This is a genomic window from Microbulbifer sp. (assembly GCF_036563125.1).
Taxonomy (GTDB): domain Bacteria; phylum Pseudomonadota; class Gammaproteobacteria; order Pseudomonadales; family Cellvibrionaceae; genus Microbulbifer.
Window position 1 is genome coordinate 1 of record NZ_DATCMV010000114.1, and the last position, 14,145, is coordinate 14,145.

The 14,145-nt window shown below is 58.3% G+C and carries 12 protein-coding genes and 2 tRNA genes; 2 read left to right on the forward strand and 12 right to left on the reverse strand.

Annotation, left to right across the window (positions count from 1 at the left end; all coding sequences use genetic code 11):
- The coding region (locus VIL80_RS09455) for a marine proteobacterial sortase target protein (protein ID WP_332035865.1) at window positions 1–2,059 on the reverse strand (2,059 nt) is incomplete at its 3' end.
- A 349-nt stretch (window positions 2,060–2,408) separates the two neighbouring features.
- On the opposite strand from VIL80_RS09455, the gene VIL80_RS09460 reads away from it, so the two are divergent.
- Entirely contained in the window at window positions 2,409–3,686 is a 1,278-nt protein-coding gene (locus VIL80_RS09460) for a DUF1254 domain-containing protein (protein ID WP_332035866.1), read from the forward strand.
- A 63-nt stretch (window positions 3,687–3,749) separates the two neighbouring features.
- Here the strand turns inward: VIL80_RS09460 and VIL80_RS09465 are convergent, their stop codons facing one another.
- From VIL80_RS09465 to VIL80_RS09475, 3 genes are all read right to left on the reverse strand, one after another.
- Window positions 3,750–4,853 carry a phosphoribosylaminoimidazolesuccinocarboxamide synthase gene (locus VIL80_RS09465; protein WP_332035867.1) on the reverse strand — a complete coding sequence of 368 codons (1,104 nt, stop codon included), beginning with the start codon at window positions 4,851–4,853 and terminating at the stop codon, window positions 3,750–3,752.
- A gap of 120 nt (window positions 4,854–4,973) precedes the next feature.
- Window positions 4,974–6,086 carry an AI-2E family transporter gene (locus VIL80_RS09470; protein ID WP_332035868.1) on the reverse strand — a complete coding sequence of 371 codons (1,113 nt, stop codon included), beginning with the start codon at window positions 6,084–6,086 and terminating at the stop codon, window positions 4,974–4,976.
- Window positions 6,087–6,165: 79 nt separating this feature from the next.
- Window positions 6,166–6,438, reverse strand: a complete 273-nt coding sequence (locus tag VIL80_RS09475; RefSeq protein ID WP_332035869.1) for a sulfurtransferase TusA family protein — start codon at window positions 6,436–6,438, stop codon at window positions 6,166–6,168.
- Between the two features lie 165 nt (window positions 6,439–6,603).
- Between VIL80_RS09475 and VIL80_RS09480 the strand changes: the two genes are divergently transcribed.
- On the forward strand, window positions 6,604–8,127 hold the full coding sequence (locus VIL80_RS09480) for a M48 family metalloprotease (protein WP_332035870.1): 1,524 nt from the start codon (window positions 6,604–6,606) through the stop codon (window positions 8,125–8,127).
- A 72-nt stretch (window positions 8,128–8,199) separates the two neighbouring features.
- On the opposite strand, the gene nadA is transcribed toward VIL80_RS09480, so the two are convergent.
- The 8 genes from nadA to tolB form a co-directional block, all read right to left on the reverse strand.
- On the reverse strand, window positions 8,200–9,279 hold the full coding sequence (nadA, locus tag VIL80_RS09485; RefSeq protein ID WP_332035871.1) for a quinolinate synthase NadA: 1,080 nt from the start codon (window positions 9,277–9,279) through the stop codon (window positions 8,200–8,202).
- 203 nt (window positions 9,280–9,482) lie between these two features.
- Window positions 9,483–9,558, reverse strand: a tRNA-Lys gene (locus VIL80_RS09490).
- 91 nt (window positions 9,559–9,649) lie between these two features.
- Window positions 9,650–9,725 (reverse strand) — tRNA-Lys (locus VIL80_RS09495).
- Between the two features lie 132 nt (window positions 9,726–9,857).
- Window positions 9,858–10,532, reverse strand: coding sequence for a 7-cyano-7-deazaguanine synthase QueC (gene queC, locus VIL80_RS09500; protein ID WP_332035872.1), 675 nt, complete (start codon window positions 10,530–10,532; stop codon window positions 9,858–9,860).
- A gap of 58 nt (window positions 10,533–10,590) precedes the next feature.
- A complete protein-coding gene (gene queE / locus VIL80_RS09505; RefSeq protein ID WP_332035873.1) occupies window positions 10,591–11,280 on the reverse strand; it encodes a 7-carboxy-7-deazaguanine synthase QueE in 690 nt (229 codons plus the stop codon).
- Window positions 11,281–11,551: 271 nt separating this feature from the next.
- Entirely contained in the window at window positions 11,552–12,382 is an 831-nt protein-coding gene (gene ybgF / locus VIL80_RS09510; RefSeq protein ID WP_332035874.1) for a tol-pal system protein YbgF, read from the reverse strand.
- Window positions 12,383–12,397: 15 nt separating this feature from the next.
- Window positions 12,398–12,871 carry an OmpA family protein gene (locus tag VIL80_RS09515; protein WP_332035875.1) on the reverse strand — a complete coding sequence of 158 codons (474 nt, stop codon included), beginning with the start codon at window positions 12,869–12,871 and terminating at the stop codon, window positions 12,398–12,400.
- Window positions 12,872–13,007: 136 nt separating this feature from the next.
- Window positions 13,008–14,145, reverse strand: a 1,138-nt coding sequence (gene tolB, locus VIL80_RS09520) for a Tol-Pal system beta propeller repeat protein TolB (protein WP_332035876.1), incomplete at its 5' end; no start/stop codon positions are given.

Here is a 14,145-nt window from a genome sequence, read left to right on the forward strand (position 1 = left end):
GCTCCACCGCAACGAAGCTGGTGTAGGGGCTGGCCAATTGATAAGCCAGCGCCAGTTGCAGGATTTGCTGGCGCAGCGGGTCTTCGGCTTCCTGATCGCTGAATTGGCCACGCTCGCGCTGTTCGTCCCGGAGTGCATCGATTTTTTCCCGCGCCCACAGACTGCCAATGCCATTGCCTGAGTTATCCACAGCCAATTGCGACAGCGACAGGTTGCGGGTAAAGCGTTTGCCGGCGAGGCGACCGCTGATAGTAATGTCGCCCGCGCTGCTGGCACCCAGTGTGCGCGCGTCAAACCGTGCCACCAGTTGCACCGGCTCGCCGCGGTATAGATCCGGCAAGCGTTTCGGATAGGCCTCAACTTTTACCCCCTGGGGCCACTGCACCTGCAGGTCGGTTACCAGCGGACTCTCCAGTTTTTCGAACAGCGCGCCCATTTTTTCCTGTACTTCACCCAGGTCACCGATCTGTACAAAGCTGCCGCGGCCGTATTGTGCGGCTTTGGTCATGAAGAAACTGTTGGGGGCGGAACCGATACCCACGGTGAACAGGCGCACCTCACCGAGGCGCTGGCGAATCAATTCAAACAGCGCGCTTTCATTGCCCACCGCACCGTCGGTGATAAAAATCACCTGCCGCACCAGCTCGCCGGGCTCATCACTCAATTGCTGCGACAGCGCCTCTTTCAGAGCCGGCGCCATCTCGGTACCACCGCGGGCATCGAGGGATTCCACCCAGTCCCTCGCCCCCTGGATATTGTCCGCGGTCGCCGCAAGCGGACGCGGATACAGCGTGTGGTAGTCACTGTTAAATTCGATCACGTTGAAACGATCATTGGCGGCGAGGCGCGACAGTGCCAGCAACAGGCTCTCCTTTGCCTGGCGAATGGAGTTGCCGCCCATGGAGCCGGACGTATCCACCACATACACCACTTCCCGCGGAAGTTTGCGCGCACTGGCGCTCCCCTGGGGTGGCAACAGCAACAGCTGCAGATACTGGGTGAAATCCTTGGCCGACTGCTCGGCAAACATTGCCGCCGCGGGCATGGCCGAGGCTTGCGGGCGCCAGTACAGCGCAAAATCCCGATCCATCGGCACGCTTCCGTGCTTCAGGCGAATGCTGTAGTGGTGGTCGCTCTCGCTGCGAAAATCGATTTCGTGATAAGGGCTGTAAATATCCGCAAGTGGCAAGCCCATGGCGAGATCCATCTGGATATTCATCTGATGACTGCTCTGCTCCGCCAGTTCGCTCATCGGCAGCATCACCGGAGAAATCTCGTCCGCGTCCGGCACCTGATCGGTGGGCAGTGACCAGCCGTGGGCATTCAGGTTTACCTGCTGTGCCACGGCAACCGGAATTCCCGGCATATAGCGCGGTGTCAGCGTGCTGGGCAGACGCAGACTGAACTGGCCGGCGTCATAGCGCAGGGTCTGCCGGTAGCGAACTTCCACGGCGATTTTTTCGCCCGGCGCAATATTGGCGATACGACTGGTAAACAGGTTTGGACGCTGCTGTTCCAGTAATGCTGCACGCTTGCCCGCCTCGCGCGCCTCTTTATAGATCTGTCGCGCCTGCTGGCGCTCGCGCACCTCACCGACAATGCGCCGCTCACCGATCACAATTTCCATCCCGCTGACCGCCGCGTTTTCCGGCAGCGGCAACACATACACGGCCTCCTGCCACTTCTCCGATGCATTGGAAAAGGTCTGCTGGATCATCACTTCGGCCACCAAGCCGCGCACTTTGATATCCGCCTCGGTGCCGAGGTGAATCGCGGGAACGTAGCGACCTTTATCCTCAGCCTGGAACAGCAGGTCGCCACTGCCGGAATCATTGAGACCCACACTTTCAAACTCCACGCCCTGCTCGGGGTGCACTTCGACGACAGTCTCCTGAGCCTTGGCGCCCATCGCTGCCAGTAACACGGCAATCGCGGTGACCAACAACAGCAACCAGCTGCCGGTGCGGCTTTTGCGGTAGCGACGGCGATAGTATTCGTCGGCGGGAAGAATCAGCAGGTCGCGATGAATGCGCGGTGCGTGGAAAAAGGGACGGTTCACTGGTGCCTCCAGAGTTTTCATCAATGGAGGCATTAAACAGCTGTAAGTGGGCGGCAGTGGGGAGCAATCCGGGCAAGGCCGGGATCAATTATGGCGAATTGTGGCGCGGCCAATCTGTGGGCATGGTCGCTCGGCACACTACACTTTGCCGACTTCCCAACCTAAAGCAGTTTCGGGGAACTCCCCTATGGCATCAGCAAACTGGATACGGCCCACGCGGGCAATATTTTTACTCGCGGCATTTTGGGTCGGGTTAGTCAGCCAGTCACTTTGTGCGCAACCCTGGCCTACAGCGGAGGAGACCAAACAGATTGCGGAGAAAGGTTATATCTACGGACTGCCACTCGTCATGGACTATGCCGTCATGTACGAGTTCACCATCGACAAGGATTCCGGCCAGTACAAAGCCCCATTCAATACACTCAGCAATGCCGCCAATGTGTTCACATACAAGGATACGGCTGTGGTCACCCCCAACAGTGACACGCCCTACTCCATGCTGTGGATGGATTTACGGGCCGAACCCATGGTCATCTCCGTGCCGGCAATCGACAACAAGCGCTACTACTCGATCCAGCTGGTGGATGGCAACACGTTCAATTACGGCTACATCGGCAGCCGTGCCACCGGTAATGGCGCGGGCAACTATATGATCGCGGGCCCGGGCTGGCAGGGAGAAAAGCCGCCGGGCATCAACCAGGTATTTGTTGCCGGCTCGGATTTTTCACAGGCCATATTCCGTACCCAACTGTTCAACCCGGAAGATATCCAGAACGTGCGGGAGATCCAGGCCAAATACAAGGCACAGCCGCTGTCGGCCTTTCTGGGCAAGCAGGCACCACCCGCCGCCGAGAAAATTGATTTCCCCAAAATCGACAAACAATCCATGCAGTCCGATTTTTTTACGTACCTGGATTTTGTTCTTCAGCTAATACCGCCGAATCCTGATGACATGGACATTCGCGAACAACTGGCGCGCATCGGCGTAGGCCCTGACAAAAAATTTTCCATCAATGACCTGCCTGAGGAACAGCGCAAAGCGATTGCAGAAGGCATCAGTCAGGCACAGCAGAAAATCGCCAAGGCAGTGGACAGCATTGGCGCCAAAATAAACGGCTGGAATATCGCCGCGGCCTTTGGCGATCGCGCCTTTTACCATGGCGACTGGCTGCTGCGCGCGGCAGCAGCCAGTGCGGGAATTTATGGTAACGATGCCGAGGAAGCCACTTACCCGATGACCCGGAGCGATGGCAAAGGTGCACCACTGGATGGCAGCAAGCACAAATATACGCTCACCTTTGCCAAGGGCGAACTGCCGCCGGTCAATGCCTTCTGGTCTGTGACCATGTACGACGGCAAAAGCCAATTGCTGATCAAAAACCCGATCAACCGATACCTGATCAATTCGCCCATGCTGCCAGGCATGAGGAAAAACGATGATGGCTCGGTAACCATCTACATTCAGAAGGACTCGCCCGGTGCGGATCTTGAATCCAACTGGTTACCCGCGCCGGACGGACCAATCTATCTGGCCATGCGCCTGTACTGGCCAAAAACAGATCCCCCCTCTGTACTCCCTCCCGGAAAAGGCACCTGGAGTCCTCCGCGTATCGAAGTTGCAGATTAGGCGTCGGCCATTCACGCATAAAAAAAACCGGCGCAAGCGCCGGTTTTTTTTATTGGGAGCCAATCAGTCGATCAGGCCGTACTCGTCACGGAGCACCTGAATGATTTCCGCTTTCGGGTTGTCGGAGATCGCCAGTTTCTCCCCAATGATTTTTTCAGCAATACCCACATAAGTCCGGGACAGGTCCATCAGCATGGATTCGGGCAGCAGGTTGTCGCGCGCCAGCGCCTCGCGCTCATCCATGCGATCCTTGTTCAGCAGGATATCCGGGTCCGGGAAGTAGTTCAGCAATGCCTGGCGGAAGCCCTCTTTGGAGTTTTCCACAATCTTGCCATTGCGATAGGCCTCGCCATCCCAAATACGGGAAGAGTCCGGAGTACCCACCTCATCCATGTAGATCAACTTTTCGTTGCCGTCCGCATCGGTCACATAACCAAACTCGAACTTGGTATCTACGAAGATCTGATCCAGCTTCGCAAGCTCTGCAGAGATAACCTCAAAGCCCTCTTTCAGCAGCTTTTCGTACAGGTCGATATCGCCCTGGCTGCGGAAATTAAACGCCGCGAAGTTGTCTTCGATGTTCTTGCGGGTAATGTTCACATCATCGGCTTCCGGGACACCGGGAATACCCTTGAGGATGCCCTTGGTGGACGGGGTGACCAGCAGCTCCGGCAGTTTCTGGTCCTTCTGCAATCCGCCCGGAATCTCGATACCACAGAACTCGCGCTCGCCCTTGCTGTAGGCGCGCCACATGGATCCGGTAATGTACTGGCGCACAATCGCCTCGATCTTCACCGGACTGGCTTTCTGCACGATCCACACGCCCGGGTGGGGAATATCCAGGATATGGCTTTCCGCCAGGCCCTGATCTTTGAACAGCTTGAACCAGTGGTTGGAGATCGCATTCAGGGCAGCACCCTTGCCCGGCACGCCCAGCAGACCACCCTCGCCGGTCCAGATACAGTCGAAGGCGGAGATACGGTCGGAGATGACCATTACCGCCAGCGGCGCATCCGCGGCTACCGGGTAGCCTTTTTGCTCGATCAGGCGGCGGCTGTCGGCCTCGGTCAGCCAGTACACGGAGCGGACCTTTCCGCTGTGGACGGGCTTGTCGGTGCGGATCGGCAAATCGTTGTTCACTGCCAGTACTTTGTCAGCAAGGCTCATGGATATTTCCTATGGCTAGTTCTGCGGCTTGACCACACAGTGCAGCGGTGGGGCCTGAAATGAAGCGCGGGATATTAGTGCCCCGGACGGCAGAATTCCACAACCGCCGGGGCGAGCAGGTTATTTGGCGGCTGCATCGGTATTTTCGGAGGCCAGCAGTTCGCGCGCCTGCCATGCGGCCTGGTGGTCCGCGGTGGGCCAAGCGTTCATGATCGCCTTTGCCAGGGTCGCCAGCGGGATAGCAAAAAACACGCCCCAGAATCCCCAGATACCGCCGAACACCAGCACCGCCAGAATGATAGCCACCGGGTGCAGGTTTACCGCCTCGGAAAACAGGATAGGCACCAGAACGTTGCCGTCCAGCAGCTGGATGATGCCGTAGGCAAACATCAGCCAGAAAAATTCGCTGCTCCAGCCCCACTGGAACAGGCCGATCGCGGCTACCGGAATGGTGACGGCCGCGGCGCCAATATAGGGAATGAGCACCGACAGGCCCACCGCCACTGCCAGCAGCAGTGCGTAATTAACGCCCAGCAGCAGAAAGGCGATATAGCTGACCACCGCGACAATGGCGATTTCGATCACCTTGCCGCGCACATAGTTGGCCACCTGGTCATTCATCTCGTGCCAGATCTGTCGCAGCATGGGGCGCTGGTGGGGCAGAAAGGCGGCACACCAGCCCAGTAGCTTGTTGGAATCCTTCAGAAAGAAGAACACCAGAATCGGCACCACCACCAGATAGATGAGCACCGCCGCAAGCACCGGGATATTGGCCAGGGAGAAGGTGAGCACCGTCTGCCCGAATGAGCCCAGCTCACTGCCGAGGGTATTGAAGATTTCATCGATCTGCTGCGCGGTTACCAGGCGCGGATACTGTTCAGGCAGCAATAACAGCAATTCCTGACCGCGGTCGATCATGTTGGGTAACTCGGCGAACAGCCGCACGGTCTGGCGCCAGATGATAGGCATGACCACAAACAGCAGGCCGGCAATGGCGCCCACCAGTACCAGGCAGGCCAGGCTGACCGCGAGCCAGTGGGGCACCTTCCACGACTCCAGCCGCTGCACCATACCCTGCATCAAAAAGGCGATCACCAGCGCAGCCAGCACCGGCGCCAGCACGCCCCCCAAGGTTGCCAGCACAACCATAGCCACCAGCAACAGCAGTACCAGCAGCACCACCTCTTCCTGGCTGAAATAGCGATTTACCCAACCCCTGACAATCGCAAACATAGAACGAAGTTACCTGACAGTGATGTGTGGAATTAAACAGGCGGCAGCGCGGCGGATTCCCCATCGGCGCACGGCAGCCTCAGATAGCGGCTAGCCAGTAATGAAACTCGTCATCCCGGCACTCGACACGCAGCAAAGGTACACCACTCAGGCGGCAAAAGCTGCGAATATCCTCGCGAGACGCCGGGTCCGTGGCCACCAGGTGCAGTAATGAACCCGGCGCCAGCGGCTTCAGCGCGCGGCGCATGGCCAGCAGCGGCTGCGGGCACGGCAGCCCCCGGGCATCTACCCTTAAAGCAGACTCCCAAGCAGAATCCGGGGCTACGGTGGCTTGAGTGGCTATTTCGGTCATGGATTACCGGTAAAGATCCGTAAATGCCGCGAATTATAACGGCGCCCCCTGGTCTATGGGTCATGTAACAGAACCTTTTACCCGGCCGCTGTTCAAAACCTCGACAGTCCCACAGGGTTACGTATAGTGTTAGCCACAGGCAACCCGGCAGACGCAGTAAATGATATGACCGAGAATTCGAGCACTTTCAAGCGAGCTTCAGGGCGCCATCGGCACCCGAACCGGTGCTGGCGGAGCCTGCGCCAGGGCGCGGCTGGCATTGCCGCCGGCCTGCTGCTTGGAGCGGCCCCCATTGCCGCCATCGCGCAGGACGACCACCAGATTCAGCTGCCGCAGCTCGGTGACACCAGTAGCGGTCTGGTCTCCCGCGCGCGGGAGAATGAGCTGGGTGAGATGTGGCTGCGCATGTTCCGCAGCCAGGTGCGCACCTCCAGCGATGCCCTGCTGCAGCAGTACGTCGAAAACTCCCTCAAAGTCCTCGCCGAATACAGCCCCCTGGAAGATAAGACCCTGGACGTAGTGGTGGTCAAAAACGACACCATGAACGCGTTTGCGGTGCCCGGCGGTGTGGTTGGGGTACACACCGGACTGTTCCTGTTTGCAGAGAATGAAGACCAGTTCTCCTCCGTACTTACCCACGAACTCGCGCACTTGAGCCAGCGCCATTACGCGCGTTCACTGGAAGCCCAACGCAACAGTACCCTGCCAACCCTGGCCGGTATGCTCGGCGCCCTGGTACTCGCCGCCACCGCCGGCGGTGATGCCGGTATTGCCGCGATGACGGCCACCCAGGCCGCCGCCCTCGACAACCAGTTGCGCTTCTCCCGCCAGAACGAGCAGGAAGCAGACCGGGTGGGCATCGAGACCCTGGCCAAGGCGGGTATGGACCCCCAGGCCGCCGGTGAAATGTTTGAGCAGATGCTCAAGGCCACCCGCTACTATCGCCGCCCGCCGGAATTCCTGCTGACGCACCCGGTGACCGAAAAGCGGATTGCCGATGCCAAGCTGCGCGCCAACCGCATGGACAAGGTCCCGCTGCGGGACAGCCGTGAGTACCATCTGATGCGCGCCCGTATCCGCGTTGCCGCCGAGGCAACACCGCAGCAAGCCGTGAAGCGCTTCCAGGCGGAACTGCTGGGGGTTAACGACAACGAGGACGCCGCGCGCTACGGTCTGGTACTGGCCCAAACTGCTGCCGGCAAAGCCGACGAAGCCCTGGACAGCCTGCAGCCGCTGCTGGACAAGGATCCGGACAAGGACGCCTTTATCCTCGCCCGCGCCGACATTGACGTGGCGCGCCACGATTACACCAGTGCCACCCGGCGCCTGGAAAAGGCCGTGGAGAGCAACCCGAAAAATCACGCGCTGATCATGGGGCTGGCCAACGCCCACTTCAAAGCCGGAAACTATTTGGCCGCTGAGCGCATCCTCTCCAAGCACAGCCGGGTGCGCCGCAAGGACCCAGCGGTATGGTACCTGCTGGCAGAAACCCACGGCCTCGCCGGTGATATCGTCGGCGTCCACGAAGCTCGCGCCGAGTACTACATCCTGAACGGTGTCTTCGACAAGGCGCTGCAGCACCTGCGTCACGGTGTACGCCTGGCAAAAAACGACTACCAGACCCACGCGATCCTGGAGCAGCGCATGAAAGATGTGATCAAGATGCAGGAGAAGGCGAAAGAACTTTGACGGAGCTTTCACTTTCGTAAACCCAAAAAAAAGAGCGGCCATTGCCGCTCTTTTTTTCTTCCGCAAACCGGCTTAGTCCAACGGTTTACGGAAATCCAGCATGCGCTGCAACGGCATCATCGCGCGCTTGCCCAGCTCCGGATCGACAAGGATTTCATTGTCACCGCGCTCCAGTACTCCGCACAGATTTTCCAGTGAATTCATTGCCATCCACGGGCAATTGGCACAGCTGCGGCAGGTGGCGCCGGAACCGGCGGTAGGCGCAATGATCAGTTCCTTGTCCGGACACTGCTGCTGCATCTTGTAGAAAATGCCCTGATCAGTGGCCACGATAAACTGCTTGTTGGGGCGGGTTTTGGCGGCGTTGATGATCTGGGAAGTGGAACCCACCACATCCGCGAGCTCCACGACCGCCGCGGGGGACTCCGGGTGCACCAGCACCAGTGCATCGGGATAGAGCGCCTTCAGATCGGCGACACCTTTTGCCTTGAACTCCTCGTGCACGATGCAGGCACCGTCCCACAGCAACACGTCGGCACCGGTCTGCTTCTGTACATAACTGCCCAAGTGCTTGTCCGGCGCCCACAGGATTTTCTCCCCCTGGGAATCCAGGTAGTCCACCACGTCCAGCGCAATGCTGGACGTCACTACCCAGTCTGCGCGCGCCTTAACCGCGGCCGAGGTATTCGCATAAACCACCACGGTGCGGTCGGGATGCTGATCGCAGAAAGCGGAAAATTCATCTATCGGGCAACCGAGATCCAGCGAGCAGGTAGCTTCCAATGTCGGCATCAGTACCCGCTTGTGCGGCGTCAGGATTTTCGCAGTCTCTCCCATGAACTTTACGCCAGCGACAATCAGGGTATCGGCCTGGTGCTGGGCACCGAAGCGCGCCATCTCCAGAGAGTCGGACACACAGCCACCGGTCTCCTCTGCCAGCTGCTGGATCAGCGGATCGGTGTAGTAATGTGCAACCAGCACCGCATTCTGCTCTTTCAGCAGGCGCTTGATACGCTCGCGCCAATGTTCCAGCTCTTCCGGGCTGTACTCATGCATACCCGGGTGTACCAGATGCTCTTGCACGAATTCGCGGGCATCAATGGCATTTGGCGCGGGACTGCTGGTGGCAATTTTTTCGCTGCTGTCTGTCATGCTGTGATGGATCTCTGTCACACGGAAAGGCCGGCATTATACCGGTCTGCAGAAATTTCGCTGAATTTAGACCCATACCCCGGTGTTTGCTTCTTCAGCAGAAATTCTAGGGTGAAAAGAGAGGGGGAACGATGCGGACACGCGGAGGATTAACCGCAGTATTATGCAGGATTTCAACTACGACTTTGGGGAAAGAGAGATGATGGTGGGTCGTGCTGGATTCGAACCAGCGACCAATTGGTTAAAAGCCAACTGCTCTACCAACTGAGCTAACGACCCTTTGTGCAGCCTGGCAGTGAATAGATTGCCTGACCGAAACAGATAACGAACTGCCTGGTAGAGAGCGAATTCGCTATTTGGCGGGGAGAAATGGTGGGTCGTGCTGGATTCGAACCAGCGACCAATTGGTTAAAAGCCAACTGCTCTACCAACTGAGCTAACGACCCTTAATCCCCCCTCGCCTTGAGGAGCTGCGTATCTTACGGATCTAATCCGAAAACACAAGCCCCGATTACAAAAAAATTTCTAACAATTTTAAGGGCTTAGGTGTGGGATGCTGCACCGCCCCACAGCCCCCATCACGCGTAAATCGTCGGATCACTCAAGCCGGCTTCCGCGAAGCCCGCTGCGCGCAGACGACAACTGTCGCAACGCCCGCAGGCGGCGCCATTTGGCTGCGCCTGGTAACAACTGACGGTCAGACTGTAATCCACGCCGAGCTCGGTACCACGCTTGACGATATCCGCCTTGCTCATTTTCATCAGCGGTGCATGAATCGTCAGTTTCTTCCCCTCCACTCCAGCGCGGGTCGCCAGATTGGCCATCTTTTCAAACGCATCGATGTACTCGGGGCGACAATCCGGGTAACCAGAATAGTCCACCGCATTCACACCCACAAAAATATCCTGTGCGCCCAATACCTCTGCCCAACCCAGGGCAATGGACAGAAACACTGTGTTGCGCGCAGGCACATAGGTAATCGGTATGCCGCTGGTTTCCTCTTCCGGCACGGCAATGCTGTCGTCGGTGAGCGCAGAGCCACCAATGACCCGCAGGTCCAGCTTCACTACCTTGTGCTCCTCGGCCCCAAGGTCCGCCGCCACCCGCTGCGCGGCCGTGAGTTCCGCACTGTGGCGCTGACCATAATCAAAGCCGAGGGCGTAACATTCGTAGCCGTCGTGACTGGCCATTGCCAGAACCGTGGCGGAATCGAGACCGCCAGACAGGAGAACGACTGCTTTCTTCTTACTCATAGTTTCATCCGAATTCTTGGGGGCATTTTTCCGGCGCGAATCGGTAACGCTCTCGGTATCACACGCCGGGGACATCGCCCCACAGCAATTTGTGCAGCTGGATCTGCATCCGTACCGGCAGGCCGTCTTCCAGGATCCACTCCGCCAACTGGCGCGGGTTCAACTGCTCGTAACTAGGGGAAAACAGCACCTCCCCCACCCGCTCAGTCAGGCGGTACTGATCCAGGGTGAATCTGGCCCAGTCGTAGTCGCCGCGATCGCAGATCACAAACTTGACCTGATCGTCGGGACCGAGCAGCGGAATGTTCTCAACACGGTTGCGCGACTGCTCACCGGAAGCGGGGGTTTTGAGGTCCACCACTTTGGACACCCGAGGATCCACTGCATCCACCGGCATGGCGCCACTGGTTTCCAGTGACACCTGATATCCCGCATCGCACAGTGCGGTCAGCAGCGGCAGGCAATTGGGCTGAGCCAGTGGCTCGCCACCGGTGACACACACATGGCGGGCGGGATAGCTTTGCACTTTTTGCAAGATATCGGCCAGCGTCATGCGCTCGCCGCCATAAAAAGCGTACTCTGAATCGCAATAGGTACAGCGCAGCGGGCAGCCGGTGAGACGCACAAATACGGTGGGTAAACCGGAATCCCGCGCTTCGCCCTGCAGAGAGTAGAAAAGCTCGCTGATACGGAGAGACTCCGCAGTCAGGTCAACTTCAGTCAGATCTGTCTTTGCCTCGGTGGTCATTCGCAATCCGTATCCCGCGCTGTGAATATCTCGTACTCAGTCCCGCAGCCACTCCTGAATCACAGCAGCTCCCGGCACATATAAAAACGCCCGGGTGGAGCTAACCACCCGGGCGCGGGATCATAGATTCTTTTTGATCACAAAACCAGCACCTGCTGCCGGCTCCCGGCAGTGCCATTTCCTGACACAGCCGGCGCCAAACCTCCCCCTTGCACGCACCACCGTTATGGGCCGATGGCTGCCAAGGACGAAGAGAGCTGCTCGGTACTCGTTAAAAATTTTCCTTCAGGTACTGCTTTGCCAGTCCTGAGGCGCGTTCGCCGCTGGATGCCACCTGTTGCAGCAATTCCTTGGCCTTGGCGTTGTCGCCCAACTGGTGGTAAACCGTGCCTAACTTATAACGCCCGTCCCAGACCTTGTTGGAATTAGGGTAGTTATCAAGCAAAGACACGAACCAGGTGCGCGCTTCTTCCACATTGCCCTGCACCAGCGCTATCTCACCCAGCCAGTAGCTGGCGTTGGGTGCATATTGGCCGTTCGGGAATTCCTCCAGGAGGCTCTTAAACGCTTTGCTGGCACCGTCGTAATCGCCGTTGCGCGCAAGGTCAAAGCTCGCCTGGTAGCGATCCTTCTCGTTTTCGCTGGCTGCCGCGACGCCACCGTTTGCCGGTGCCCGGGGTTGAACACCCGCACCTGCAACTTCGGCGTCGGCCACTCCGGACTCGGGAGCTCCGGTCGCGGGGGCAGTGCCGCTCAGTTTGGAAATCCTGCGGTCGAGATCCATGTAGTCCTCGGTGCGCTGTTGGCGCAACCGCTTGACTTCATGCCTCAACTCCTCCACTGCGCCTCTCAATTCCTGAACTTCCTGCTGCAGAATCTGCATCTGGTAGTAGGCGTCCGCCTGCGGATTTGCCTGCAGGCGGCCGGATGAGCTATCCACACGGCTTGCTAGCTGCGGATAGCCCGAGGGCGGCGGAGTTGCAATGCCCCGGTTTGTGGTACTGCCGCTGGACAGATCCACCACCGGAGCCTGCGCATACGAGGTCGATACCGCAGCCATAAAGGCTGCGGTAACCGCGATATTTCTAATCAGAAAAGACAAGTGCATGCTTTCAGATTAGTTGATAACCACACGACGGTTCATAGCGCGGGCGCTTTCGCTGGAGCCTTCCTGAGCCGGACGCTCTTCACCGTAGCTGATCACTTCCAGGTTAGCGGCGTTTACGCCTTGCAGAACCAGGAAGTCGCGAACGGCGTTAGCACGACGCTCACCCAGGGCCAGGTTGTACTCACGGGTACCCAGCTCGTCAGCGTGGCCTTCCAGACGTACGGTGCCGGTTGCGCTGCGCATACGGTCAGCGTGCTTGATCAGCAGCTCGCGAGTGGAGGGCTTCAGCAGGGACTGGTCGAAGTCGAAGTAAACGACGTTATCCAGTGCAACCGGAGCCACAGGAGTAGTGTCCTCAACAACGGGAGGAGGGGTTTGGTCGACCATGGCACTGCCAGTGTCTTCGGTGTCGGTGCTGGAACAACCGGCCATTACTGCCAGTACGCAAGCCAGACCCAGGCCGGTTTTTACTGATTTAAACATAAACAACTCCGCTTTAAGTGTTATCGAAAAATCTTGTCAGATTTACCACCCGGTAACTTTACCGGGCTTTACCTACTTCTTATTTGTTTGACTTCACACTCACAGCGAGAACATAAGGCTCACTGTGAATACTGCATCAATCAAAGTAAGGCGACCACGCCGGTTCGCGGACATTTCCCTGTTGCGAAGGCAGACTGTATTTGACTCCGGCATCCAGCGACACCGCTGCCAGAATACCCTTGCTCCCCCGCTTGGTGGCGTACATCAGCATCGCGCCGTTGGGCGCAATACTTGGGGATTCGTCCAGGCGCGTCTCCGTGAGGACACGCATTCTGCCGGAAACGATATCCATCGTAGCGATAGTGAAAACCCCACTGCTACGATGCACCATAACCAGCGTTTTGCCATCGGGAGAGACCCGCGGACGTGCGTTGTAATCGCCGTCGAAGGTTAAGCGGTCTACTTGACCCGTGGCAAGAGTCAATTGATAAATTTGTGGCTTACCTCCCCTGTCGGAAGTGAAAACGAGCGACTTTCCGTCTGGCATCCAGTTCGGTTCGGTATCAATGGAGAAGTGACGGGTCATTCGCGTGAACTGACCGCTGCGCAAATCGAGGACATAGATCTCCGGGTTGCCATCTTTTGACAGCACCATGGCCAGCTTGGTCCCGTCCGGCGACCAGGTGGGGGAGCTGTTCAGCCCCTTGAAGTTGGTCAGCTGCTGACGTGCACCTGTACGCAAATTTTCGCGGAAGATCGCCGGGCGCCCGGTCTCGAAAGACACGTAAGCCACTTCCTGCCCGTTAGGCGACCAGCTCGGCGACATCACCGGCGTGCTGAAGCGGCGGATCTGGCGCGCACGCGCGCCGTCAATGTCCGACAGCATCAGCGCATAACTGGGCTGGCCGCCGCGCTGGGTCTCCTGCACATAGATCATCTGGGTACCGAAGGCACCGCGGATACCGGTAATGGCCTCGTATATTTCATCGGCGGCGCGGTGGGCGATATCCCGCAGCTGCTGCGGCCCACCGGTGACCTGCTTGGTGAACATCTTGCTTTGGCCGAAGATGTTCACCAGATCGAAACTCAACAGGTAGCCGCCCGCCTGGGGTTGCATCCTGCCGGTTACCACATACTCGGTACCCAGCACACGCCAGTCGCGGAAGCTCACCTCTTCCGGTGTCTTCGGGAAAGACAGCATGTCCTCCCTGGGCACCGGTGCGAACAGGCCGCTGCGGCGCAGGTCGGCGGAGATAATTTCGGACACATCTTCC